Here is a 22,460-nt window from a genome sequence, read left to right as displayed (position 1 = left end):
ATGGGGCGCTTCGCGCCTCGGGAGCTCAGGCGATTCTCCTTGAGGCGCCTGGCGGCGCAACCCCCGCGCCTGGCGGCGCCACGGCGTCGCTGGCGCCAGTGCTCGGACCGTATACGTTCGCCGGATCGGTGGTTGCTTCGTTCGCCCCAGGAGCATCCTGTGTTTCTGGGGGGTCACGCAAGAAAACTGATTGCATGGGGGCCAAAGCTCATGTTGGCTGGCCGGCATGGCTGAACTGCGTACCGAGCGCCTCATCCTGCGCCGATGGCGTGACTCCGACCTTGAACCGTGGGCGGCCATGAACGCCGATCCCGAGGTCCGGGAGCACTTGGGCGACCTGCTTACCCGCGAACAGAGCGATGCCTCCGTGTCGCAATTTCAGGCCGAGTTCGACCAGCGAGGCTACGGGTGGTGGGCGGTTGAGGTGGAGGCCACGGGCCAGTTCATCGGCTTCGCAGGCTTGGACGAAGTGGACGACCACATGCCGTTCACAGGAGTGGAGATCGGCTGGCGGCTCGCCCGCTCGGCCTGGGGCCGGGGCTACGCCACCGAGGCTGCGCTGACAGTCCTGGCCCACGGCTTCGACGCTCTTGAGCTTCCTGAGATCCTCGCTGTCACAACGGCCACCAACCTTCGTTCCCAGGCGGTGATGCGCCGGATCGGCATGACCCGGGACCCGGCCGACGACTTCGACGACCCCACCGAGCCCGAAGGGCCACTGCGTCCGAACGTGCTGTACCGCATCGCCCGTAGTGCGAGCATCTGACGTTCTCCACCAGGGTCGTTTGATCAGGCTGCGGCGGAGACGGGGCGTCCGCCCCATCGGATGCCATTCTCGCTGCAGATGCGGATGCGGGTGCGTTCCTCGCGTTGGGCGGTGAGTACGGCGGGGGGTGGCGGGCGTCGGCGCTGTGCCGGCGCATGTTGTACGCCCGCCATCCGGCCGTTGAGCCATCACTGGCCGCGCGCCGGATTGCCTCCCGCTACGCCGACCTCCGGCGCCTGCACCATCCGTCAGGAATGATCCACAAGACGCTGCCGCCGTAACCCGCTGACCTCAATCGACGTGCGGATGCCTCTGCCGCAGATAGTCGTTGAGCTGTCGCCACTGGGTCGGATGGATGTCGAGCGTGTGCAGTTCGCCCGGCTCGACCCAGCGCACGTCGCTCGCCTCGTCGTTGGCCTCCGGACGGCCGCCGACCGGGCGGGCGATCAGCATCACCTCGTACTCCTGGCGGACCTCGCCGTCGGTGTAGGCCACGATGTGGCCCGGGTCGGAGTAGACGCCGAGGAGGCCGGTGGGCTCGACGCGGACGCCGGTCTCCTCCTCCGTCTCCCGTACGGCGCACTGTGAGGGGGTCTCGCCGATCTCCATCTTGCCCATCGGCAACGCCCACTGACCGGTGTCGCGCCGGCGCTGCATGAGGATGCGGCCGGCGTCGTCCACCGTCACCGTCCCGCAGGCCGGCACCAGGCTGTTGGCCTTGGGGGCGTCCGGATCGTTCCAGTACTCGACTCGTCCCATGGGGAACGCCTCCTCAGACTTGCGCGCCGGACCACGGAACGGCTCGGGCCCAGACTCGCTCACTCCACGCGCCCCGGCGGGTCGAGCGGCTCGTCCTGCTCGACCCGACGCAGTGCTTCGGCGGGTTCCGGGCCGGATACCTGGCCCGCGCGCTGCCCACCCTGCTGCGGCCGACGGCCTCGCGCGCGGGCCTTCCTGGAGTGGGAGACCGGCGGGGCGCCCGCCGACCCCGCCTGGCTGCGGCTCTACGGCCTGGCCGCGGAGTTCCCGGACGCGAAGGTCGTCACGGGGAAACGGCCCGAGCCCGGATCGCTGCGCGCGCTCGCCACGCCCGCCCTCGTGCTCGTCGCCGGGCGTGGCAAGGCGCACTCCCCGCACCGCGTCGCGGCGGCCGCCGCCCGCCTGCTGCCGGGCGCGCGGACCGCGGTGCTGCCGCGCCTGTCCCATCACGCGATGCCGTGGCACGAGCCCGCCGACCTCAACGCCCGCGTCGTCGACTTCCTCGACGGGCGAGCCACCTGACCCGACGCCCCTGGAAGGCGTGCCAGGACGCTCGTCTCGCCGCCCCGGAACCTAGACTCCTGGGCATTCCGCGACGCAGCAGGCCGTGAGGAGACTCCCATGCCATCCGCGCCCGAACAGGAATCACTCGCCGCCCTCGCGACCCGGCACGGGCTGCGGCGATCCATGGCCCGCCCGGACATGCACGTCTACCTGCGCCGATTATGGGAACGCCGGCACTTCATCCTGGTGTACGCGACCTCGCGCACCGCCTCGAAATACTCCGCCTCCGCGCTCGGTCAACTCTGGCAAGTGGTGACGCCGCTGCTGAACGCCGGCATCTACTGGGTCATGTTCGGCCTCGTCCTGGGTGGACACGAGCACATCGAGAACTATGCGGCCTTCCTCGTCACGGGGATGTTCGTCTTCACCTACAGCCAGCGGTCGGCCTCGGCGGGGGCCAAGTCCGTCTCGGGGAACCTCTCGCTCATCCGCGCCCTGCACTTCCCCCGCGCCGCGCTGCCCCTGGCCTACACCCTTCAGGAACTGCGGCAGGCGGCCGTCTCCATGGGGGTGCTGCTCGCCCTCGTGGTCGTCATGGGGGAGTTCGCCACCTGGTTCTGGCTGCTGGTCCCGGTCGCCCTGCTCCTGCAGACGATGTTCAACATCGGGCTGAGCCTGGTCCTGGCGCGGCTGGGGGCCTCGCTGCGCGACGTGAACCAGCTCCTGCCGTTCGTCCTGCGGACCTGGCTGTACGCCTCCGGGGTCTTCTTCTCGATCCAGTACAAGATCGTGGGATATCCGGACCCGGTCACCGGCGAGCCGGTCGGCGGGGTCGGGCTGCCGCAGTGGGTGGCCGACGTCATGTATCTCAACCCCGCCGCCTCCACCATCGAGTTCATGCGCGACATCCTGATCCACGCCTCCAGCCCTCGCCCGCTCGTCTGGCTGAGCTGCGCGTTCTGGGCGGTCGCCGGACTGACCCTCGGGCTCTGGTACTTCTGGCGGGCCGAGGACACGTACGGGCGCGGGTGAGGGCCGGAAAAGGGTTCGCGCGCGGGGGGCGTGCTCTGGTTTGCTCCACGTCATGACGTCTGCGTGGGTCGGCGAGCGCGTGCGCCTGAGGGCCATCGAACCGGAGGACTGGGCGGCGCTCTTCGCCTTCGAGGAGGACACCGACGCGGCCAGGAACGGCTGGCGGCTGCCTCCGCCCCGCTCGGCCGCCCAGGCGCAGAAGTGGGCCAGGGAGCTGGCCGAGCAGGAGCCCGACATGGACGAGCTCCGCCTGGTGATCGCCGACGCGGCCGACGACCGCCCGGTCGGCATGCTCAACACGCACGAGGTCGAGCGCATGCACGGCACGTTCTGCTACGGCATCTCCATCGGCACGCCCCACCATCGCAAGGGCTACGCCAGCGAGGCGATCGTCCTGCTGCTGCGCTACATGTTCGCCGAGCGCCGCTTCCAGAAGGCCGAGGCGTGGGTCTACAGCTCCAACGACCCGTCGCAGGCCCTGCACCGGCGGCTCGGCTTCGTCGAGGAGGGCCGCCGGCGCAGGAGCCGCTTCGCCGCCGGGCGCTACGACGACGGGATCCTGTTCGGGATGACGGCTGAGGAGTTCACCGAGCGCTACGGCTGAAGCTCGGCCCGCAGCCGCCCGGTGGCCTCGACGACGTGCGCCAGCGAGGCTTCCACCTGCTCGTACGTGCGCGTCTTCAGCCCGCAGTCGGGGTTGACCCAGACCCGCTCGGCCGGCAGCGCCGCCAGCGTCCTGCGCAGCAGGTCCTCGACCTCGTCCGCGCCGGGCACGCGCGGGGAGTGGATGTCGTACACGCCGGGGCCGAGGCCGCGGCCGAACGCGCGCACCGCGCCCAGGATGCGCGCCCCCGAGCGGGCCGACTCGATCGTGGTGACGTCGGCGTCCAGGCCGTCGATGGCGGCCAGGATCTGGTCGGCGTCCGAATAGCACAGGTGGGTGTGGATCTGGATGCGGTCGGCCGCGCCCGAGGTGGCCCGCCGGTACGCCGCCACCGCCCACTCCAGGTAGTCGGCCTGCGCGGCCCGCCGCAGCGGCAGCAGCTCGCGCAGGGCGGGCTCGTCCACCTGGATGATCGACACCCCGGCCGCCTCCAGGTCGCGCACCTCCTCGCGCACCGCGTCGGCCACCTGGAACACCACGTCCCGCAGCGGCAGGTCGTCGCGGACGAACGACCAGGCCACGATCGTCACCGGCCCGGTGAGCATGCCCTTGACCGGCTTGGCGGTGAGCGACTGCGCGTAGGAGGCCCAGCGCACGGTGATGGGCCCGGGACGGCCGACGTCGCCGTGCAGGATCGGCGGCCGGGTGCAGCGCGACCCGTACGACTGGACCCAGCCGTTCCTGGTGACCGCGAACCCGTCCAGGTGCTCGGCGAAGTACTGCACCATGTCGTTGCGCTCGGGCTCGCCGTGCACGAGCACGTCCAGGCCGAGGCGTTCCTGCACCCTGACGACGTGCTCGATCTCGGCCTCGACGCGCCGCTCGTACTCCTCCTCCGGCAGCGTCCCGGCCACCACGGCCGCCCGCGCCGCGCGCAGCTCGCCGGTCTGCGGGAACGAGCCGATGGTGGTGATCGGCAGCACGGGCAGGCCCAGGTGGGCGGCCTGGGCGGCGGCCCGCACCGGGTACGGCGCCCGCTCCTGCGGCGCGGCTGGCGCGGTCAGCGGCACCGAGGGCGCGGCCGGGACCGGCCCCCGGAAGTCCGGCCCCGCGGCGACGGTGAGGGCCAGCGCCACCACCTCGGCCACCTTCTGCTCGGCGAACGCCAGCCGTTCCCGCAGCGCCGGGTCGAGGTCGGGCTCGGCGTCCACGTCGTAGGGCACGTGCAGCAGCGAGCACGACGTGCTCACCGTCACCCGGTCCGCGCGCACGCCGCCCAGGGCGGCCAGGGCGCGTTCCGGCGAGGTGCGCCACACGTCACGGCCCGACACCACGCCCGCGACCACGGTCTTGCCCGGCAGGTCGGGCACGGCGCCGCCGCGCACCAGGTCCACGCCGACCGCCTCGACGGGCGTGCCGGCCAGCACCGGCAGCGCGGGCCCGAGGTCGCCGAAGTAGGAGGCCACGAACAGGCCCGGGCGGACGGCCGCCGACCCCAGCCGGTCGTAGGCGAGCCGCACGGACGCCAGCTCCTCGGGCGTGCGGTCGCCGACCAGCGCCGGCTCGTCGAGCTGCACCCATTCGACGCCCTCGGCGGCCAGCGCCGCGAGCAGCTCCTCGTAGCAGCCGAGCACGTCCTCCAGCCGCTCGGGCGCCCCGGCCAGCAGCAGGAACGTCACCGGCCCGACCACGACGGGCCGCGTCTCGTAGCCGAGCGCGCGGGCCTCGCGCACCTCGGCGAGCGGCTTGGCGGCGTCCAGCTTGAAGACGGTCTCCGGGCCGATCTCCGGCACGATGTAGTGGTAGTTGGTGTCGAACCACTTCGTCATCCGCAGCGGCGCCAGCCCCTCGGTGCCCCTGGCCATCGCGAAGTAGGGGTCCTCGGCCGCGCGGTAACGCTCGGGCACGGCGCCCAGCAGCACCGCCGTGTCCAGCACGTGGTCGTACAGGGAGAAGGTGTTGGACGGCAGCCCTTCCAGGCCCAGCTCGGCCAGCCGCCGCCAGGTCCGCTCCCTGATCTCCGCGCCCGTCCGCTCCAGCTCCGCGCGGCCGGACCGCCCGTCCCAGTACGACTCCAGGGCCCGCTTCAGCTCCCGTCGCGGCCCGATCCTCGGGTACCCGAGCACCGTGGACGTGGGGAATGGCGACATCTCAGCTCCTCGATCACGTCGGTCAGATGCGGGAATCGTGTCCGGCGGGACCGAGGTGGTGCATCATCGATAAGTGCTGCTTATGCTCAAGGAGATCCACTGCTTCCTCCTGGTCGCCGAGCGGCTCGGCTTCTCGGCCGCCGCAGCCGACCTGGGCATGTCGCAGCCCGCCGTGAGCCAGGCCATCACCCGGCTCGAACGCGCCGCCGGGGTCAGGCTCTTCGAGCGCAACGCCCGCGAGGTGCGGCTGACCGCCGAGGGCAAGGGGCTGCTGCCCTACGCCCGGCAGGTGCTCGAATCGGCCCAGGCGTTCACCGCGGAAGCCGCCAGACTGGCCCGTCCGACGATTCACCTGGCTTATCCACCGCTGGTGGGCACGCTTGCCGCGCGCATCGCCAGACGGCTGGCCGGCCGCGCCCCGGCCATCGGTGTGGAACTCGTCGTGGCCGGACGGGGCGCCGCGGCCCAGGCGCTGGGTGGCGGGGAGGTCTCGGCGGCGATCCTGGCCACGCCGGCGCCCGCGCAGTTCGTCACGGCGGCCCGCTTCCACGTGTCCGTGGACCATCTGGCCGTCCCGCTCGGGCACCGGCTGGCCGGGCACGGCAGGATCACGCCGGACGACCTGGGCGGCCAGGTGCTGCTGACGCCGGGGAACCGGCCGTGGACGGGGCTGCCGGGGCGTGCGCGGATGGTGGCCGACGACGACTTCGCCGCGGCGCTCGACCTGGTGGCCGCCGGGGCGGGGGTGCTGCCGATCCCGCAACTCCTGGTCAGGTCCGTCAGGCGGGACGACGTGCGGTTCGTGCCGCTGGAGGCGGGGGAACTGCGCATCACCTACGCGCTGGCCTGGGCGCGGGAGCGCGTGACGCCGGAGCTGATGGCGCTGGTGCAGGCGGTGCAGGACGCGCTCTGGACCAGATGAGGACGGCTAACTCCCAGGCAGGTTCTTCAGGGCCTCGCGGCGGCTCAGGCCGGAGATGCCCTTGGCGCGGACGTACCGGATGACTTCGTCGGGGTTGGTCTTGGCGTACTCGCGTAAGGACCAGCCGATGGCCTTGCGGGCGAAGAAGTCGGTGTCGGACAGGCTGGGCTCGATGCAGGCGTACAACAGGGCCGTGTCGGTGCGGGACTTGAAGCGGTTCTGGCACAGGATCGCCGTGCGGCGCTTCCACAGGTCGGCGTCGGCCGCCCACTCCAGCATGAGCGGGCGCATGGTGTCGGGGAAGGCCGCCAGCAGGTCGCCGACGCGGTGGGTGGCCAGCTCGTCGACCAGGTCCCACCAGGCGCCGGTGACGATCATCTCCTCGTACATCGGCACGGTGTAGAGGGTCTGGAAGTCGCGGTAGTAGTGGTGGCCGGTCAGCTCGACGGCGGCGTAACGCTCCTCGCGGTATTCGGCCTCCCGCCACAGCGAGAGCACCGCGCGCCGCCACTCGGGCGCGGAGTCGATGCGGTGGCGGGCGAACACCCGCCGCAGCGCCGCCCGCCTCGGCGTGGCCTGCACGCCGAGGAAGGGCATCTCCGACTTCATGTACGCGCGCATCGGCTCGGCCTTGTCCGGCTCGGCGACCTCCTCAAGGGCCAGCCGCACCGCCTTGCCCAGGCTCATCCCTGACGCTGGGTCGTGCGCTCGCCGGTGGCGAGCCCGTCGAACAGCACCGTGATGTAGTGCTCGGCCAGCGCGGTGGTGTTGAGCCGGCCGCCGGGACGGAACCAGCGCACGGCCACCCAGATGGTGTCGCGGATCATCCGGTAGGTCAGCTTGGGGTCGACGTCGGCCCTGAACAGCCCGGCCGCCTGACCGGCCTTGATCTGGGTCACCCAGATCTGCTCGACCTCGTCCTCGGCCTTGACCAGGTAGTTGAAGCGCTCGAACTGGCGCAGGTAGTTCCAGTCGTTCTGCATGACGGTGATCGCGGCGCGGTGGGGCTCCAGCGTGCCGAAGCCGATGCGGACCATCTCCGACAGGACCGTGCGGGCGTCGGAACTGGTGTCGACGGCGGCGCGGTAGCGGGCGATGAGGTCGTCGAGGAAGGTGGACAGCACCTCGTCGACGATCGTCTCCTTGGAGTCGAAGTGGTGGTAGAGGCTGCCGGACAGGATGCCCGCCTCGTCGGCGATCTCGCGTACGGTCGTGGCCTGGAAGCCCTTGCGCGCGAAGAGCTCCGCGGCGAGTTTGACGAGGTGGTCGCGCCGCTCTGAGGCCGCCCCAGTGGAGGAGGCGCGCTGGCGCTTCGCCGGTGACGTGGTGGTGCCGGAGTTCTTTCGCGTGGTCACGTTTCCCATTATGAGCCCTCAGACAATCGCTTGTTCACACGTCAGCCCCAGCTCGTAGGGCATTATCTTGCTTACCAAGCGCTTGTTAGGATGCGGGGATGAACGAGGCTTACATCGTCGCCGCCGTCCGTACTCCCGTCGGGCGCAGGAACGGCGGGCTGGCCGCGGCCCACCCCGCCGACCTCGGCGCGCACGTCCTCCGCGAGCTGATGGACCGCGCGGACGCCGATCCCGCCGCCGTCGAGGACGTGATCTTCGGCTGCGTGGACACGATCGGGCCGCAGGCCGGGGACGTCGCGCGTACCTGCTGGCTGGCCGCCGGGCTGCCCGAGGAGGTGCCGGGCGTCACCGTCGACCGCCAGTGCGGCTCCTCGCAGCAGGCCCTGCACTTCGCCGCCCAGGCCGTGCTGTCGGGCAGCAGCGACCTGGTGGTGGCGGGCGGCGTGCAGAACATGAGCATGATCCCGATCTCCTCGGCCATGCTGGCGGGCCGGCCGCTCGGGCACGAGACCCCGTACGCCGGCTCCAAGGGCTGGTCCGCCCGCTACGGCACGGCGGAGGTCTCCCAGTTCGCCGGGGCCGAGCAGATGGCGGTGGCCTGGGACCTGTCGCGCCAGGACATGGAGCTCTATGCCTACGAGTCCCACCGCCGCGCGCTGCGGGCCGTGGACGAGGGGCGCTTCCGGCGCGAGATCGTCCCCTGTGAGGGCGTCGCCGACGACGAGGCGCCCCGCAGGGACACCACGCCGGAGAAGATGGCCGCGCTCCGGCCGCTGACCGAAGGGGGGCGGCTCACGGCGGCACTGGCGTCCCAGATCTCCGACGGCGCGGCGGCGCTGCTGGTCGCCTCGCCCCGGGCCGTACGCGACCACGGGCTGACCCCGCGCGCCCGCGTGCACCACCTCTCGGCGCGCGGCGCGGACCCGATCATGATGCTCTCCGCGCCCATCCCCGCCACGGCCCACGCCCTGTCCCGGACCGGCCTGGCCATCGACGACTTCGACGCGATCGAGATCAACGAGGCGTTCGCGTCCGTCGTGCTGGCCTGGATCAAGGAGACCGGCGCCGACCCGGCCCGGGTGAACCCCAACGGCGGCGCCATCGCGCTCGGCCATCCGCTCGGCGCGACCGGCGCGGTCCTGAGCGTGAAGCTGCTGCACGAACTCGAACGCACCGGCGGCCGGTACGGCCTGCAGACGATGTGCGAAGGCGGGGGACAGGCGAACGTCACCGTCATCGAACGCCTCGGCTGAAAGGTCGTGCCGCGCAACTGAAGTGAGCATTGGCGGCAATGGTTGAATAACACACGGAAGGAACCGGGCTGACATCAGAAAATGCCTCTAGCAAATAGGAAACTTTCCTATTAGATTTCGGGTCATGCCCCTCAGCGGTGACCTTCTTCGCCTCGCCGACGCCGTCCTCCTCCCTGGTTTCGCGGGACAGACGCCTCCGGACTGGATCCGCCGCCGACTCGGCGAGGGACTGGCCGGCGTGGTGCTGTTCTCCCGCAACATCGCCGACCCCGCGCAGGTCGCCCGGCTCACCGCCGCGCTGCGCGCGGAGAACCCCGCGGTGCTCGTCGGCACCGACGAGGAGTCCGGCGAGGTCACCCGGCTGGAGGTGAGCACCGGCAGCAGCCGTCCCGGCGGGTACGCGCTCGGCGTCGTGGACGACGTCGGCCTCACCGAGGCGCTGGCCAGGGACATGGGCGGCGAACTGGCGGCCGCGGGCATCACGATCGACTTCGCCCCGTCCGCCGACGTCAACTCCAACCCCGACAACCCGGTCATCGGCCTGCGCTCCTTCGGCGCCGACCCCGCGCTCGTCGCCCGGCACACCAGGGCGTTCGTCCGCGGCATGCAGTCGGCCGGGGTGGCCGCCTGCGCCAAGCACTTCCCCGGCCACGGGGACACCACCGTCGACTCCCACCACGGCGTGCCCGTGGTGGCCGACGCCGGCATCGAGGAGGCGCTCTTCCCCTTCCGGGAGGCGATCAAGGAGGGGGTCAGGTCGATCATGACCGGCCACCTGCTCGTGCCCTCCTACGACGCCGAGCTGCCCGCCACGCTCAGCCCCAAGGTCCTCACGGGCCTGCTGCGTGAGGAGCTGGGCTTCCAGGGAATGATCATCACGGACGGCATAGAAATGGCCGCGGTGTCGGGGGCGTACGGGATCGGGGGCGCCTCCGCCCGCGCCATAGCCGCAGGGGCCGACGCGATCTGCGTGGGCGGCGAGCGGGCCGACGAGGCCACCGCCGTCGAGGTCCGCGACGCCATCGCCGCCGCCGTGACCGAAGGACTGCTGCCCGAGGAGCGACTGGCCGACGCCGCACGCAGGGTCCGCGAGCTGGCCGCCTGGACCACCTCCTCGGGCAGCCCCGTACCGGAGGACGGCTACCTCGGGCTCTCCGCCGCCCGCCGGGCCGTCCGCGTCACCCGCAGGTCCACCGCCCCCGTGCTGCCGCTCACCGGGGCGGCGCACGTGGTCGAGCTGACGCCCGAGATGAACCTGGCCATCGACAAGGGCACCCCCTGGGGCGTCGGCGAGCCGCTCGGACGGCTGCTGCCCGGCACCGCCGTCACCCGGCTGGCGGCCGGGGACACCACCGGGGCCAGGCTGGAGCGGCTGATCGGCGAGGCGGCGCAGCGCCCCCTGGTGATCGTGGTCCGCGACGCCCATCGCTACGCCTGGCAGGGCGAGGCGCTGCGGCACCTGCTCAGCGCCCGGCCGGACGCCGTCGTCGTGGAGATGGGCCTGCCCGCCCGCTCGGACCTCGGCGCCGTGCACATCGCCACGTACGGGTCGGCGCGGGTCTGCGGCCAGGCGGCGGCGGAGGTGCTCACCGGTACGCTGTGACACCGTGATCCTCGACGGCGAAGACCTCTCCCACAGCCGCCCCGCCCTCCACGACGACGGGCCGCACGTCTTCCGCGGCTGCGACCTGACCGAGGCCGACCTGTCCGGAGCCGCGCTGGCCGGCGCCCGCTTCGAGTCCTGCGTGCTCGACGGCGCCGACTTGCGCAAGGCCGACCTCGACGGCGCGGTCTTCGCGGGTGGCGGCGGCATGCGCCCGAGGTTCAACGACGCCGACCTGATCGACGCCACGTTCACCGACGTCGACCTGTCCTCGGCCCAGTTCGGCGGCGCCCTGCTCACCGACGCCTCCTTCCAGGGCTGCCGCATGATCGGCGCCGCGCTCACGGCCTCGCGCGGCACCGGCTTCAAGGTCGCGCGGTGCAACCTGACGCTGGCCAACCTCGGCGGCTGCTCGCTGCGCGGCGAGTTCATCGAGGGCGTGCGCTTCGACGACGCCGACCTGTCGGGCTGCGACTTCACCGAGGCCACCTTCAGCGACTGCCGGCTCATCGGCACGCGGCTGCTCAACACCACGTTCGCCAAGGCCGACCTGCGCGGCGCCGACCTCGGGCAGCCCGACGACGCCAAACTGCGCGCCTTCGCCGGCGCGATCATCAACCAGACCCAGGCCAACGCCATCCTGCTGGCCCGGGGCATCACCGTCCTGTGAGCCAGATTCCGCGTGGGGTCAGGCGGTGCGTGGGTCAGGCCAGGCGTTTGCGCGCCTCCTCGGCCTCGGCCATCACCCGGCCGATCAGCTCGGCGCACGACGGCAGGTCCTCGATCACGCCCACCACCTGACCCGAGGCCATCACCCCGAGGTCGGCCCGGCCGTCCACCATCGCCGCGCGCAGCAGCACCGGCGTGTTGGCCGCCTGGAGCACCTGCGCCCAGGTCAGCTCCCGGCCGCGGCGCATCCGGCGTCCCTCGCGGACCAGCGCGCCCCACGACAGGCCGGACAGCCGCCGGAACCGGGCGCCGTTCAGCACCGCGCGCAGCAGCCGCGACCGTTCCAGCGAGGCCACGAACGGGGTGCTGAGCACGCGGTGCGGCACGCCGTCCACCCTGGTCGTCACGACGGTCTCGCGGGCGGCCAGGTAGACGTCCTTGACCGCGCCGGGCACCGGGGACTCGCGGGTCAGCAGGAACCGGGTGCCCATGGCGATCCCGCACGCGCCGTAGGCCAGCGCGGCGACCAGGCCCCGGCCGTCGAAGAAGCCGCCCGCGGCGATCACCGGGATGTCCACCGCGTCCACGACCTGGGGCAGCAGCAGCGTGGTGGCCAGCGGGCCGGTGTGCCCGCCGCCCTCGCCGCCCTGCACGATCACCGCGTCCACGCCCCACGCGGCCACCTTCTCGGCGTGCCGGCGCGCCCCCACCGACGGGATGGTGACGACCCCCGCGTCCTTGAGCCGGGCGATCAGCTCGCGCCGGGGCGCCTGGGCGAACGACGCCACCCGCACGCCCTCCCTGATCATCACCGCCACCCGCTCGGCCGCGTCGTCGGCGTCGGAGCGGATGTTGACCCCGAAGGGGGCGTCGGTCCGCTCCTTGACCCGCCTGACCGCCGCCGTCATCTCGGGCACCGACATGGTGGCGGCGCCGATCACGCCCAGCCCGCCCGCCGCCGAGACGGCCGCGGCCAGCCGGGCGCCCGCGACGTACCCCATGCCGGTCTGGACGACGGGATGGCGGCAGCCGGTGAGCTCGGTCAGCGCCGTCCTCACCCGGCCACCTCGCGGTCGCGCGCCCGGCCGGGATCCAGCCGGTCCAGGACGGCCAGCTCGACCGCGTCCGGCTCCCGCGTCGTGGGCACCTCCGGCGGGACGACCAGGTCGAAGCCGGTGGCGGCCAGCACGTCGGCCACGCTCACCCCCGGATGCGTGGACACCAGGCGCATCGAGCCGTCGGGGGCGCCGAAGTCGAGCACCGCCAGGTCCGTCACCACCCGCCGCAGCTCGTACGCCCCCCGGTCGGTGCCCAGCCCGCTCACCATGTCCACCTCGGGCACGAACACCCGCCGCGAGTGCCGCGGGATCCAGTAGCTCGTCGGGTCGCACCGCGTGTTCCCCGGCGCCCCGCGCACCCCGAGGAGCTGCGCCTTGGGACGGGCCCAGTCGCCGATGCAGGAGATGTTGCTGTTCCCGTGCCGGTCGATCTGGCTCGCGCCGAGCATCACGTGTCGGCGGCCGTTCAGCACCAGCCACAGGTGCTCCCGGAACGGCAGCCACCCCTCCACCACCCCGGGCGCCGCCCCCAGCGCGGGCACGTCGCCGGTGAGCAGGCAGACGCCGTCGGAGGTGAGCAGATCGGGCTCGAACGTCAGCCGGGCCAGCCGCGCGGCCAGCACCGTGATCGCCCCGCCGATCCCGGCCGCCAGGATCTCCCCGTCGCCCCTGAACGCCTCCGCGCAGGCCAGCACACAAACGTCAGCCCTGCTCACCTCAGTTCTGGTCATCGACGCCGCCCTCCACGTACCGCCGCTGCCGCTCCTCGTCGCGCCCGTAGTCCGGCTCGCACGAGGTGAACCCGGCCCCGCCGGGCGCCTCGACCACGCCGGTCACCATCGACCGGCTGATCAGCAACGACTGCACCGGCCCCTCCTTCAGCAGGTCGGCGGTGTCCACCAGCCGCTCGCAGGACACGTAGCAGCGCCCGGCCGCCTTGGCGTACAGGTCGTCGAAGTACGGGTCGGGGCCCAGGTACTGCGCGTTCCCGCGGGCGTCGGCCCGGTTCAGGTGCACCAGCGCCACGTCCATGGTCAGGGCGGGCACCGCGACCAGCTCCTCCCCGTCCCCGTACGGCGAGCGCACGGTCCGCAGCTCCGGGTTGACCCGCAGCACGCCGGACCCCAGCCCCGCCCGCGTCGGCAGGAACGGCAGCCGGTGCGCCGCCGCCAGCAGCCCGAACATGAACATGCCCTCGTCGTACTCGGTGAACTCGACCGTGCCCGCCTGCCTGGCCGCCCGGAAGTGCGGTTCGAGGGGGATGGAGTCGAGCGTGACGAACGGCGCCACGACCCGGCGCACCTTGCCCGCCGCGCACAACATGCCGACGTCCGGGCCGCCGTAGGAGACGACCGTCAGATCCCGGACGGACGTGCGCAGCAGGCCGCCCACCAGGGCCATGGGCTTGCGCCGCGAGCCCCAGCCGCCGATCCCGACCGTCATCCCGCTCTCCACCGAGGCCGCGACCTCCTCGACGGACATCACCTTGCTCATCGGAACCGCTCCCTGTGCTCGTCGCCCATGCCCATGAGGTTCAGCTCGAAGGTGAAGCCCTGCTCGAAGCGGTAGCTGCGCCGGACGTCCACCGGGTCGATGCCGTTCAGCGACTCCTTGGCGCGGCGGATGACGTACGGGTCCTTGGCCGCGATCCGCCCGGCCACCTCCATCGCCGCCGCGCGCAGTTTGTCGCGCGGCACCACCTCCAGCACCGACCCGAACGCGTGCAGCTCGGCCGCCGTGACGTTCCGGCACGTGTAGACCATGGCCCGCATGAGGTGCTGGGGCACCAGCCGGGCCAGGTGCGTGGCCGCCCCGAGCGCCCCGCGGTCCACCTCGGGCAGCCCGAAGTAGGCGTCCTCGCTGGCCACCACCACGTCCGCGTTGCCGGCCAGGCCGACGCCGCCGCCCAGGCAGTGTCCGTGCACGGCGGCGAGCACCGGCACCTCGCACTCGTAGACGGCCGCGAACGCCTCGAAACACTGCCGGTTCGCGCCGACGAGCGCCGTGTGCCCGGGATCGGCCTGCATCTCCTTGATGTCCACGCCGGCGTTGAACCCGCGGCCCTCGGCCCGCAGCACCACCACCCTGGTCGCCGGGTCGCGCCCGGCCGCGCGCACCGCCGCCGCCAGGTCGGCCCAGCCCTGGACGGTCAACGCGTTCACCGGCGGCACGTCCACCACGACCTCGGCGACCGGCCCGTCCCGCAGTGTGATCCCCATCGCGCTCCCTGGTCGCACCTAACGCTTGCTTGGTACGGTAGCACCCGTGACGGTCACTTACGACTACACGGGCAGGTCCGTGCTGGTGACGGGCGGCACCCAGGGCATCGGCGCGGGCATCGCCAGGGCCTTCCGCGCGGCCGGCGCCGACGTGACGGTCTGCGCCAGGAAGGACCCCGGCCCCCTGGACGGCCTGCGCTTCGTCCAGGCCGACGTGCGCGTCCCGGCGGACGTCGAACGGCTGGTCGCCGGGTTCGACCGGCTGGACGTGCTGGTCAACAACGCCGGCGGCTCGCCGCCCGCCCCCGTGTCGGGCACCTCGCCGCGCCTGCACGCCCGCGTCATCGAGCTCAACCTGACCGCCCCCCTGCTGGTCTCGCAGCGGGCCCACCCGCTGCTGGCCGCCGCCCGCGGGGCGATCGTGATGATCGGCAGCGTCAGCGGCGCCCGTCCCTCGCCCGGCACCGCCGCGTACGGCGCCGCCAAGGCGGGCCTGCACCACCTGGCCCGCTGCCTGGCCGCCGAATGGGCCCCCGAGGTCAGGGTCAACTCGGTCGTGGTCGGCCTGGCCGACACCACGGCGGCCGAGCGGTACACCGGCCAGGGGCGGGCGGACGCCGCCATCCCCGCGGGCCGCCCCGCCACGCCCGCCGACGTGGCCACGGCCTGTCTGTGGCTGGCCGCCCCCGGCTACGTGACCGGCGCCGAGGTACGGGTGGACGGCGGCGGCGAGATCCCGGCCTGGCAACACCTAGCTTCTGACGATATTTCTTGATATCTGTGCATGATCCCCTTGGGAGGTCTTGTGGGCATTTGCGCTGGCCGCGTGGTGATCGTGACAGGCGCCGGACGCGGCATCGGCAGGCAGCACGCCCTGGAGTTCGCCCGGCAGGGCGCCCGCGTCGTGGTGAACGACCTCGGCACCGCCCGCGACGGCGGCGGCGCGTCCGCCGGCCCGGCCCACGAGGTCGTCGCCGAGATCGAGGCACTCGGCGGCCGGGCGGTGGCCAACTGCGACGACGTGTCCGACTGGGCCGGCGCCGCCCGGCTGGTGAAGACCGCCGTCAGCGCGTACGGCCGGTTGGACGTCCTGGTCAACAACGCCGGTTTCCTGCGCGACCGCATGCTGGTCTCGATGACCGAGCAGGACTGGGACGACGTCGTCCGCGTGCACCTCAAAGGCCACTTCCTGCCGCTGCGGCACGCGGCCGCGTACTGGCGGGAGCGGTCGAAGGCGGGCGAGGAGGTGTCCGGCAGGGTGGTCAACACCTCCTCGGGCGCGGGCCTGCTGGGCAGCGTCGGCCAGGCCGGCTATTCGGCGGCCAAGGCAGGGATCGCCGCGCTCACCCAGGTCGCCGCCGCCGAGCTGGCCCGCTACGGCGTCACCGTCAACGCCATCGCGCCGGCCGCCCGCACCCGGATGACCGAGGAGGTGTTCGCGGCGACCATGGCCAGGCCGCAGGCCGGGTTCGACCCCATGGACCCGGCGAACGTCGCCCCGCTCGTCGTCTGGCTCGGCTCGGCGGCCTCCGCGCACGTGACGGGCCGGGTCTTCGAGGTCGAGGGCGGCACGATCGCGCTGGCCACCGGCTGGCGCCACGGCCCCGCCGCGGACCGGGGCGCCCGCTGGTCGCCGGAGGAGGTGGGCGAGGCCGTCGCCACGCTCCTGGAGGCCGCCCCCGCCCCCGAGCCCGTCTACGGCGCGGCCCCCTGATCCCCGCCGGCCAGCGGACCAGCCCGGGCACGGACGTCTGGCCGTCCTCCCGCAGCGCGAACAGCTCGGTGGCGCGCCCCGAGGTCACGTCCACCGCATAGACCACGGCGACGGCGCGGGGGTCGTCGTCCGGATAGGCCAGCGACGTCACCTCCCGGGGGGACGTCCAGCCGCCCAGCTTGGCCGGCCGCAGCCCCTCGGCGAGTAAGAAGTCGTCAGCGCATCGACGACCGGGCGGTGGGACGCAGGCGCAGCCGCACCGGCGGCGCGGTCAGCCGGGGCTCCAGCATGGACAGGTCCGCCGGGCGCTCGTCCTCGGGACGGGCGAACCGGGTGAACCACACGAACACGTTCTCCCCGGCCCGGACCGGCAGGCGGGGGAAGGTGTTCTCGGCGTGCTCGCTCTCCAGGCAGCCGACCGGCGGCGTCCCGGCCTCGGCCAGCGCGGGTGCGACCTGCCCTGCGAAGAACTCGGCGAAGCCCTCCCCGACGTGGCAGATCGTCGCGACGTACAGGGCGGCGGGCGGCTCGGCGGCGCCCGCGGGCGGCCGTTCCCAGGAGGGCAGCTCCGGACCGGACGGGCGGAGCAAGAGCACGTCGTCGGAGTCGATCATCGTGGCGTTGGCGGCGTCGCGGTGCGCCCGCCAGACGGGGCCGCCGTAGAAGCCCTCCAGCGCCGCCCGGCGCGCCTCCATGTCGGGGAAGGCGCGCAGCCAGGTGAAGGTGTCGGGCGCGTCGGGATCGCGGAAGGTGCCCGCGACGCGCATGCCGAGCGCCTCCTGCGGCTCGACGAACTCGCGCTCGAACAGCGTGATGAGGGTGTCGCGCCGTCCTGGGTGAAGGGTGTACCGCCGTAGTTCATAGATCACGGCCGGACGCTAGGGCGGGATCACTGCCACCTCATGTCAGCGTCGGCGGCGAATAATGTTCTGATAACTCTGTGCTACCGAATGACAACGCAGAGTTATATAGTCGCATTGACCTTGCTCCCAATGGGTCACAGAAGGTCAAAAAGGGGGCGGCGGCTGTCCAGGGCCCTGGCGTCCGCCGCCTCGCAGGGGTCCACACCGGTGAAGGAGCAGAAGTGATCAAAAGGCTGTGCGCCGCAGGTGCCGTGCTGGCCGCGGCCGGCGTCGCCATGGCGGCCGTTCCCGCCCACGCTGACACCTGGTCCGACAACTGGAGCAGCAACAGCGACTCGTCGCAGTCGGGCAACAACTTCGGCGACGTCTCCGCGGCCAACCGTGGTGGCTGGGACTCGACCAACGTCAACAACATCAACGGCGTCGCGACCACCGCCACCGACGGCGGCATCGCGGTGACCTACATCTTCTACTGACCTCCGTACAGCTCCGAGGAAGGGACATCGACATGATGAAGAAGCTCTGCGTGACCACTGGCGCCGTCGCCGCGGCCGCCGCCCTGACGCTCCTGTCCGCCCCGGCCCACGCCGACGTCACCGCGGGCAACTCCAGCTCCAACCACGACACCTCCCAGTCGGGCAACAACTTCGGCAACGTCGTGAACGTCAACGTGAGCGGCACCGACGCCACCAGCGTCAACAACGTCAACGGCAACGCCACGACCGCCGACGACGCCGGCCACGCCGGCACCAGCGTCGACTCCTAGCCAGGCCCGGGGGCGCCCTCCGGCGCGGAGAGGGCGTCCCCGTGCGGGCCGGGTCGAGGCGGCCCGGCCCGCCCCCATTACCATCCCTGGATGACGAACTGTGCATATGTCACCTTTGATGACCCAACCGGCCAGGACGACGAGCGTGACCTCGCGCTCTCCCACTGGCACGCCAACGGCATCGAGGGCCGCGCCGAACGCTGGGACGACCCCGCGGCCGACTGGAGCGCCTACGACGCCGTCGTGGTGCGATCGGCCTGGGACTACATCGACCGGCGCGCGGAGTTCCTGGCCTGGGCCCGCCGCGTCGAGTCCGTCACCAAGCTGCTCAACCCGGCCGTCGTCCTGGAGGGCAACACCGACAAGACGTACCTGAGAGACCTGGGCGTGCCGACCGTGCCGACCCATTGGTCCGCCCACGACCTGCCCGACTGGCCCGAGTACGTCGTCAAGCCCGCGATCTCCGCCGGAGCCCGCGACACGACCAGGACCACCGACCGCGACAAGGCGGCCGAACTGGCCGCCGCGCTCCAGGCCGCGGGGCGGCAGCCGATGGTCCAGCCCTACCTCGACATGGTGGAGTCGGAGGGCGAGACCTCCCTGCTGTACTTCAACGGCCGCCTGAGCCACGCCGTCCGCCGCCATCCGATGCTGGCGGCGGGGACCACCCTCGACCACAACGCGCGGGCCGAGCTCCGCACCCCGGCCCCGGACCAGGTCGACCTGGCCGAGAAGGTGCTAGCAGCCATTCCCCACGCCCTTCTCTACGCCAGGATCGACCTGGTCCGGCTGTCCGACGGCACGCCGGTGGTCATCGAGCTGGAGCTGACCGAGCCGTACCTGTTCCTGCGCTACGCGCCGGACGCCCCGGCGAACTTCGCCAGGGCCCTGGGGGAGCTGGTCTGATCAGCAGGAGATCCCGCCGTCCACCGGGATGACCGTGCCCGTCAGGTACGACCCCGCCCGCGAGGACAGGAAGACGGCCGCGCCCGCCATGTCGTCGGGCCGGCCGATCCGTCCCAGGGGCACGGTCGAGGCGATGGCGGCGCGGGTGGAGGGGTCGTCCAGGGCGAAGGCCATCATCTTGGAGTCGAACGGCCCGGGGGCGATGGCGTTGACCGTGATGTGCTCCTTGGCCAGCTGTCTGGCCAGGTGGCGGGTCAGCATGTGCACGGCCGCCTTGGTGGAGGAGTAGGCGTAGCTCTCCAGGGCGGGCACCCGGATTCCGTCGATCGAGCCCACGTTGATCACCCGGGCCGGGTCGTCCGGGCCGGCCGCCTGGCGCAGGTTCGGCAGGAACTTCTGGGTCAGGTAGAAGACGCCCTTGACGTTGATGTCCCAGAGCTTGTCGAAGGCGTGCTCCGGATACTCCTCCAGAGGCGCGCCCCAGGTGGCGCCGGCGTTGTTGACCAGCACGTGCAGCGGGCCGCCCACCGCCGTGACCAGCGTGTCCACCCCCTCGGGCGTGGACAGGTCGGCCTGGACGGCCGTGCAGCCCAGCTCGGCGGCGGTCTTGTCGACCTCCGCCGCCTTGCGTGCCGATATGACGACGGTCGCGCCGGCCGCCACGAACCCGGCGGCGATCATGCGGCCGATGCCGCGCGAACCGCCGGTGACGACGACCGTCTTGCCTTCCACCGAGAACAGACTCATGTTCCGGAAGCATGCCATACCGACTGGTCGGTTACTAGCTGCCCTCGTCCTTCACCCAGAGTCGCAGCAGCCCCCGGAAGTGCTCGGTGAACCGCTCGCGCTCGGCCGCCGGGTACGTGGCGGCGACCGTGTCGACCAGCAACCGGTCGAACTCCGGCCCGGCCACCCAATCCAGCACGATCTCGTCGATGTGTCCCAGGTGCGTACGGCAGAACTCCTCGTACCGGTCCACCTCGAAGTACCGGTCGGCCAGCTTGCGGTACTGGGCCAGCCGTTCCCCGTAGTCGCCGGTGACCTCGAAGTAGTCGTGCGTCTCCAGGTCGATGCGCGGCCGGCGGCGGGTGGCCACGCAGAACACGCTCCACTTCACCAGCGCCTTGATCGCCCAGGGGAAGTAGTAGTGCAGGCTGGTCAGGGCCACGTCGGGGCAGGCGTTGGCGTAGTCGATCGGGTGCACGTCGGCGCCCTTGACCAGGGTCTCGCAGGAGTTGAACTCCCAGCGGAAGAACGCGTTCACCAGCCGCCCGACGGTGACGACCTCCTCGCCCACGGACGGCGAGAGGAACTCGTGGTCGACGGCGTACCGGGCGTGCATCGGCTCGTCGGGGCGGAAGCGCATGACCATGGTCTCCGCACCGATCGACAACGACCTGGCGAAGGCGTCGTACCCCTCGACGGACTGCTGGAGGTGCATGAGCATCTCGCCGCTCTGGTCGTAGGCGCGGTGCAGCTCGTCGCGGTCGCGGACGCGGGAGACGCCCCGCCAGGCGCCGCCGTCGTACGGCTTCATGAACAGCGGATAGCCGATGCGCTCGGCGACCGCGTCGAGGTCGAAGGAACGGTTGTAGCGCTCGGCGGTGTAGGCGTAGCGGGAGTTGTCCAGCGGGTTCTTGTACGGCACCAGCACCGTCTCCGGCACCTTGAGCCCGAGCCGCATCATCGCGCAGTAGGCCGCGTGCTTCTCCATCGACTGGAACGTGAACGGGCTGTTCAGCAGATAGACGTCGTCCATCATGGCGATCTTCTTCAGCCACTCGCGGGGGTGGTAGTACCAGTACGCCAGCCGGTCGATCACCAGCTCGTGACGTGGCTTGGCACGCAGGTCGAACGGCTCGATCGTGATGCGCTCGACGTCGAACCCGCCCACCCCCTTGATCGGCCCCAACCGGCGTAACACGGTCTCGAACGCCGCCGGCCAGTCCTCCTCGGTCCCCAGCAGCAGCCCAATGAGATGACGCACGATGCTCCTCCGCGGCCGCCGCGAGGGCTCACAGGCCGGGCAGGCGACCGTTCCTGAACAGGTCGACGAACCGTTGATGGTCTTCACGAGCCTGTGCCCCATATCGATGGGCGAAATCCACCAACATGCCGATAAATCCGGATTGATCGCCGTTGATGACCGCCACGATCGCCTCCTCCGTCGAGAAGTCCACCAGGTCGTGGCTGGACTCGTCGTCGGCCACCGAGTGCATGCGCGCCACCGCCCGTCCCAGGTCGCGCATGATGGAACGCAGCTCGTCGGGCTCGTTGACGTCGTCCCAGTCGAGGTCGGCCGAGTACGGCGACACCTCGGCCACGAGCTGGCCCACCCCGTCGAGCGAGGCGTACCCGAGCCACGGGTCGGCGTAGGCCTGCAGCGCCCGCTGCGACTCGGCCGTGCGGTGGCCCTGGTGCAGGAAGTAGGAGGCCGCCTTCTCGTTGTCGACGTACCGGGCCACGGCCGGCGCCTGGGCCTGCTTCATGTAGAGGATGACGTCGTTCTCCAGCGCCTGCGAACGCCCCTCCAGCAGCAGGTTGTACGACGGCAGCCCCGCCGACCCGATGCCCACGCCCTTGCGCAGCGCCACGTCCTTGACGACGTGCTCGACCGGGTTGGACGGCGTGGGCAGCGTCCCCAGGTAGCCCTCGAACGCCGCCAGCACCCGCTCCCGGGTCGCGGCGTCGACCTCCTCCCGGCCGTCCATGAGGGCGAAGCGCCGGTCGTAGTCGTCGATCACGGTCTCCACGTCGAGCATCGCCACCCGCGTGCTGAGACGCGCCGTCTGCAGCACCCGGTGCAGCACGCCGCCGGTGGTCTCCAGGGTGAGCGAGCCGATGGCGTCGTCGCCGCCGGTCGCGATGCCGTGCAGCTCGGCCAGGTACGCCCGCGCGAACTCGGTCACCAGCGCGCTGATCGTCTCGTCCGACAGCGCCTTGGCGTAGCCGATCAGCGCCACGCTGGCGGCGAAGCGCTTGAGGTCCCAGACGTAGGGGCCGACGTAGGCCTCGTCGAAGTCGTTGACGTTGAAGACCAGCACCCCGGAGGCGTTCATGTACGTGCCGAAGTTCTCGGCGTGCAGGTCGCCGTGGATCCACACCCGGCCCGTGGGCTCGTCGAGGTAGGAGCCGTCGGCGAAGTCGCCGGTCAGGTCGGCGTAGAACAGGCCGGCGCTGCCCCGGTAGAAGGCGAAGGGGGAGGCCGCCATCTTGCGGAACTTGCGCCGGAAGGCGGCCGGGTCCCGTTTGATCGACTCGCCGAACTCGCTGATCAGGACGTCGAGCAGGAAGGAGGAGCGTGTGCCCATGCAACG

At 71.9% G+C, this 22,460-nt stretch carries 25 protein-coding genes; 13 read left to right on the top strand and 12 right to left on the bottom strand.

What is annotated here, in order from left to right; genetic code table 11:
• Positions 1 to 226 precede the first annotated feature (226 nt).
• Positions 227 to 766, top strand: coding sequence for a GNAT family N-acetyltransferase (locus AB0J46_RS41470; protein WP_364340366.1), 540 nt, complete (start codon positions 227 to 229; stop codon positions 764 to 766).
• A 291-nt stretch (positions 767 to 1,057) separates the two neighbouring features.
• On the opposite strand, the gene AB0J46_RS41465 is transcribed toward AB0J46_RS41470, so the two are convergent.
• Positions 1,058 to 1,525 carry an NUDIX domain-containing protein gene (locus tag AB0J46_RS41465; RefSeq protein ID WP_364340364.1) on the bottom strand — a complete coding sequence of 156 codons (468 nt, stop codon included), beginning with the start codon at positions 1,523 to 1,525 and terminating at the stop codon, positions 1,058 to 1,060.
• Between the two features lie 339 nt (positions 1,526 to 1,864).
• Between AB0J46_RS41465 and AB0J46_RS41460 the strand changes: the two genes are divergently transcribed.
• From AB0J46_RS41460 to AB0J46_RS41450, 3 genes are all read left to right on the top strand, one after another.
• Positions 1,865 to 2,047, top strand: a complete 183-nt coding sequence (locus tag AB0J46_RS41460) for a hypothetical protein (protein ID WP_364340362.1) — start codon at positions 1,865 to 1,867, stop codon at positions 2,045 to 2,047.
• A gap of 99 nt (positions 2,048 to 2,146) precedes the next feature.
• A complete protein-coding gene (locus tag AB0J46_RS41455) occupies positions 2,147 to 3,061 on the top strand; it encodes an ABC transporter permease (RefSeq protein ID WP_364340360.1) in 915 nt (304 codons plus the stop codon).
• A gap of 52 nt (positions 3,062 to 3,113) precedes the next feature.
• Complete coding sequence (locus AB0J46_RS41450) at positions 3,114 to 3,665, top strand: GNAT family protein (RefSeq protein ID WP_364340358.1); 552 nt, start codon at positions 3,114 to 3,116, stop codon at positions 3,663 to 3,665.
• On the opposite strand, the gene metE is transcribed toward AB0J46_RS41450, so the two are convergent.
• On the bottom strand, positions 3,656 to 5,815 hold the full coding sequence (gene metE, locus AB0J46_RS41445) for a 5-methyltetrahydropteroyltriglutamate--homocysteine S-methyltransferase (protein ID WP_364340356.1): 2,160 nt from the start codon (positions 5,813 to 5,815) through the stop codon (positions 3,656 to 3,658). The genes AB0J46_RS41450 and metE overlap by 10 nt on opposite strands.
• 82 nt (positions 5,816 to 5,897) lie before the next feature.
• Here metE and AB0J46_RS41440 point away from each other — a divergent pair, with 82 nt between their 5' ends.
• Positions 5,898 to 6,737: a LysR family transcriptional regulator gene (locus AB0J46_RS41440; protein WP_364340517.1), complete on the top strand. Its 840-nt coding sequence runs from the start codon at positions 5,898 to 5,900 to the stop codon at positions 6,735 to 6,737.
• Between the two features lie 6 nt (positions 6,738 to 6,743).
• On the opposite strand, the gene AB0J46_RS41435 is transcribed toward AB0J46_RS41440, so the two are convergent.
• Positions 6,744 to 7,424, bottom strand: a complete 681-nt coding sequence (locus tag AB0J46_RS41435; RefSeq protein ID WP_364340354.1) for a DNA alkylation repair protein — start codon at positions 7,422 to 7,424, stop codon at positions 6,744 to 6,746.
• On the bottom strand, positions 7,421 to 8,092 hold the full coding sequence (locus AB0J46_RS41430) for a TetR family transcriptional regulator (protein WP_352363105.1): 672 nt from the start codon (positions 8,090 to 8,092) through the stop codon (positions 7,421 to 7,423). The genes AB0J46_RS41435 and AB0J46_RS41430 overlap by 4 nt, the downstream gene beginning before the upstream one ends.
• Before the next feature lie 98 nt (positions 8,093 to 8,190).
• Between AB0J46_RS41430 and AB0J46_RS41425 the strand changes: the two genes are divergently transcribed.
• The 3 genes from AB0J46_RS41425 to AB0J46_RS41415 all read left to right on the top strand — a co-directional run bounded on the left by AB0J46_RS41425 (position 8,191) and on the right by AB0J46_RS41415 (position 11,618).
• Complete coding sequence (locus AB0J46_RS41425; protein ID WP_364340352.1) at positions 8,191 to 9,345, top strand: acetyl-CoA C-acetyltransferase; 1,155 nt, start codon at positions 8,191 to 8,193, stop codon at positions 9,343 to 9,345.
• 124 nt (positions 9,346 to 9,469) lie between these two features.
• Positions 9,470 to 10,948, top strand: a complete 1,479-nt coding sequence (locus AB0J46_RS41420; protein WP_364340350.1) for a glycoside hydrolase family 3 N-terminal domain-containing protein — start codon at positions 9,470 to 9,472, stop codon at positions 10,946 to 10,948.
• Between the two features lie 4 nt (positions 10,949 to 10,952).
• Complete coding sequence (locus AB0J46_RS41415) at positions 10,953 to 11,618, top strand: pentapeptide repeat-containing protein (RefSeq protein ID WP_364340348.1); 666 nt, start codon at positions 10,953 to 10,955, stop codon at positions 11,616 to 11,618.
• Between the two features lie 34 nt (positions 11,619 to 11,652).
• Here AB0J46_RS41415 and AB0J46_RS41410 read toward each other — a convergent pair whose 3' ends face one another.
• The 4 genes from AB0J46_RS41410 to AB0J46_RS41395 are packed head-to-tail and all read right to left on the bottom strand — an operon-like array spanning position 11,653 to position 14,894.
• Entirely contained in the window at positions 11,653 to 12,675 is a 1,023-nt protein-coding gene (locus AB0J46_RS41410) for a nitronate monooxygenase (protein ID WP_358298495.1), read from the bottom strand.
• Positions 12,672 to 13,406 (bottom strand): CoA-transferase, encoded by a 735-nt coding sequence (locus tag AB0J46_RS41405; protein ID WP_364340346.1) that lies wholly within the window; start codon positions 13,404 to 13,406, stop codon positions 12,672 to 12,674. The genes AB0J46_RS41410 and AB0J46_RS41405 overlap by 4 nt, the downstream gene beginning before the upstream one ends.
• Positions 13,393 to 14,169: a CoA-transferase gene (locus tag AB0J46_RS41400; RefSeq protein ID WP_364340344.1), complete on the bottom strand. Its 777-nt coding sequence runs from the start codon at positions 14,167 to 14,169 to the stop codon at positions 13,393 to 13,395. The genes AB0J46_RS41405 and AB0J46_RS41400 overlap by 14 nt, the downstream gene beginning before the upstream one ends.
• Entirely contained in the window at positions 14,166 to 14,894 is a 729-nt protein-coding gene (locus tag AB0J46_RS41395; RefSeq protein WP_364340342.1) for an enoyl-CoA hydratase family protein, read from the bottom strand. Before AB0J46_RS41395 ends, AB0J46_RS41400 begins: the two co-directional genes overlap by 4 nt.
• Positions 14,895 to 14,940: 46 nt before the next feature.
• On the opposite strand from AB0J46_RS41395, the gene AB0J46_RS41390 reads away from it, so the two are divergent.
• Positions 14,941 to 15,669 carry an SDR family oxidoreductase gene (locus tag AB0J46_RS41390; protein ID WP_364340340.1) on the top strand — a complete coding sequence of 243 codons (729 nt, stop codon included), beginning with the start codon at positions 14,941 to 14,943 and terminating at the stop codon, positions 15,667 to 15,669.
• 9 nt (positions 15,670 to 15,678) lie between these two features.
• Positions 15,679 to 16,608, top strand: a complete 930-nt coding sequence (locus AB0J46_RS41385) for an SDR family oxidoreductase (protein ID WP_358298485.1) — start codon at positions 15,679 to 15,681, stop codon at positions 16,606 to 16,608.
• A 215-nt stretch (positions 16,609 to 16,823) separates the two neighbouring features.
• Here AB0J46_RS41385 and AB0J46_RS41380 read toward each other — a convergent pair whose 3' ends face one another.
• Positions 16,824 to 17,477 carry an NIPSNAP family protein gene (locus AB0J46_RS41380; protein ID WP_364340338.1) on the bottom strand — a complete coding sequence of 218 codons (654 nt, stop codon included), beginning with the start codon at positions 17,475 to 17,477 and terminating at the stop codon, positions 16,824 to 16,826.
• Between the two features lie 215 nt (positions 17,478 to 17,692).
• On the opposite strand from AB0J46_RS41380, the gene AB0J46_RS41375 reads away from it, so the two are divergent.
• From AB0J46_RS41375 to AB0J46_RS41365, 3 genes are all read left to right on the top strand, one after another.
• The gene (locus AB0J46_RS41375; protein WP_357983843.1) at positions 17,693 to 17,947 is read left to right on the top strand and encodes a hypothetical protein; all 255 of its coding nucleotides are present in this window, start codon (positions 17,693 to 17,695) and stop codon (positions 17,945 to 17,947) included.
• Between the two features lie 50 nt (positions 17,948 to 17,997).
• Positions 17,998 to 18,237 carry a hypothetical protein gene (locus AB0J46_RS41370; protein WP_364340336.1) on the top strand — a complete coding sequence of 80 codons (240 nt, stop codon included), beginning with the start codon at positions 17,998 to 18,000 and terminating at the stop codon, positions 18,235 to 18,237.
• 90 nt (positions 18,238 to 18,327) lie between these two features.
• The gene (locus AB0J46_RS41365) at positions 18,328 to 19,143 is read left to right on the top strand and encodes a hypothetical protein (RefSeq protein ID WP_364340334.1); all 816 of its coding nucleotides are present in this window, start codon (positions 18,328 to 18,330) and stop codon (positions 19,141 to 19,143) included.
• Here the strand turns inward: AB0J46_RS41365 and AB0J46_RS41360 are convergent, their stop codons facing one another.
• From AB0J46_RS41360 to AB0J46_RS41350, 3 genes are read right to left on the bottom strand one after another with little or no spacing between them, the layout of a single operon-like run.
• Positions 19,144 to 19,890: an SDR family oxidoreductase gene (locus AB0J46_RS41360; protein WP_358298473.1), complete on the bottom strand. Its 747-nt coding sequence runs from the start codon at positions 19,888 to 19,890 to the stop codon at positions 19,144 to 19,146.
• A gap of 34 nt (positions 19,891 to 19,924) precedes the next feature.
• Positions 19,925 to 21,130 carry a hypothetical protein gene (locus AB0J46_RS41355; RefSeq protein WP_364340332.1) on the bottom strand — a complete coding sequence of 402 codons (1,206 nt, stop codon included), beginning with the start codon at positions 21,128 to 21,130 and terminating at the stop codon, positions 19,925 to 19,927.
• A gap of 28 nt (positions 21,131 to 21,158) precedes the next feature.
• Positions 21,159 to 22,454, bottom strand: coding sequence for a DUF2252 domain-containing protein (locus AB0J46_RS41350; RefSeq protein WP_364340330.1), 1,296 nt, complete (start codon positions 22,452 to 22,454; stop codon positions 21,159 to 21,161).
• Positions 22,455 to 22,460 lie beyond the last annotated feature (6 nt).

The sequence above is a fragment of the Nonomuraea sp. NPDC049758 genome, assembly GCF_040674635.1.
Taxonomy (GTDB): domain Bacteria; phylum Actinomycetota; class Actinomycetes; order Streptosporangiales; family Streptosporangiaceae; genus Nonomuraea.
The sequence above is the reverse complement of the archived record's forward strand: the minus strand, read 5'-3'. Positions and strand labels throughout refer to the sequence as shown.

Excerpts from the sequence above, each read along its gene's own strand:
- AB0J46_RS41470 (WP_364340366.1), top strand. The coding sequence starts at position 227 with ATGGCTGAACTGCGTACCGAGCGCCTCATCCTGCGCCGATGGCGTGAC.
- AB0J46_RS41465 (WP_364340364.1), bottom strand. The coding sequence starts at position 1,525 with ATGGGACGAGTCGAGTACTGGAACGATCCGGACGCCCCCAAGGCCAAC.
- AB0J46_RS41455 (WP_364340360.1), top strand. The coding sequence starts at position 2,147 with ATGCCATCCGCGCCCGAACAGGAATCACTCGCCGCCCTCGCGACCCGG.
- AB0J46_RS41450 (WP_364340358.1), top strand. The coding sequence starts at position 3,114 with ATGACGTCTGCGTGGGTCGGCGAGCGCGTGCGCCTGAGGGCCATCGAA.
- metE (WP_364340356.1), bottom strand. The coding sequence starts at position 5,815 with ATGTCGCCATTCCCCACGTCCACGGTGCTCGGGTACCCGAGGATCGGG.
- AB0J46_RS41440 (WP_364340517.1), top strand. The coding sequence starts at position 5,898 with ATGCTCAAGGAGATCCACTGCTTCCTCCTGGTCGCCGAGCGGCTCGGC.
- AB0J46_RS41435 (WP_364340354.1), bottom strand. The coding sequence starts at position 7,424 with ATGAGCCTGGGCAAGGCGGTGCGGCTGGCCCTTGAGGAGGTCGCCGAG.
- AB0J46_RS41425 (WP_364340352.1), top strand. The coding sequence starts at position 8,191 with ATGAACGAGGCTTACATCGTCGCCGCCGTCCGTACTCCCGTCGGGCGC.
- AB0J46_RS41420 (WP_364340350.1), top strand. The coding sequence starts at position 9,470 with ATGCCCCTCAGCGGTGACCTTCTTCGCCTCGCCGACGCCGTCCTCCTC.
- AB0J46_RS41405 (WP_364340346.1), bottom strand. The coding sequence starts at position 13,406 with ATGACCAGAACTGAGGTGAGCAGGGCTGACGTTTGTGTGCTGGCCTGC.
- AB0J46_RS41400 (WP_364340344.1), bottom strand. The coding sequence starts at position 14,169 with ATGAGCAAGGTGATGTCCGTCGAGGAGGTCGCGGCCTCGGTGGAGAGC.
- AB0J46_RS41395 (WP_364340342.1), bottom strand. The coding sequence starts at position 14,894 with ATGGGGATCACACTGCGGGACGGGCCGGTCGCCGAGGTCGTGGTGGAC.
- AB0J46_RS41385 (WP_358298485.1), top strand. The coding sequence starts at position 15,679 with ATGATCCCCTTGGGAGGTCTTGTGGGCATTTGCGCTGGCCGCGTGGTG.
- AB0J46_RS41365 (WP_364340334.1), top strand. The coding sequence starts at position 18,328 with ATGACGAACTGTGCATATGTCACCTTTGATGACCCAACCGGCCAGGAC.
- AB0J46_RS41360 (WP_358298473.1), bottom strand. The coding sequence starts at position 19,890 with ATGAGTCTGTTCTCGGTGGAAGGCAAGACGGTCGTCGTCACCGGCGGT.
- AB0J46_RS41350 (WP_364340330.1), bottom strand. The coding sequence starts at position 22,454 with ATGGGCACACGCTCCTCCTTCCTGCTCGACGTCCTGATCAGCGAGTTC.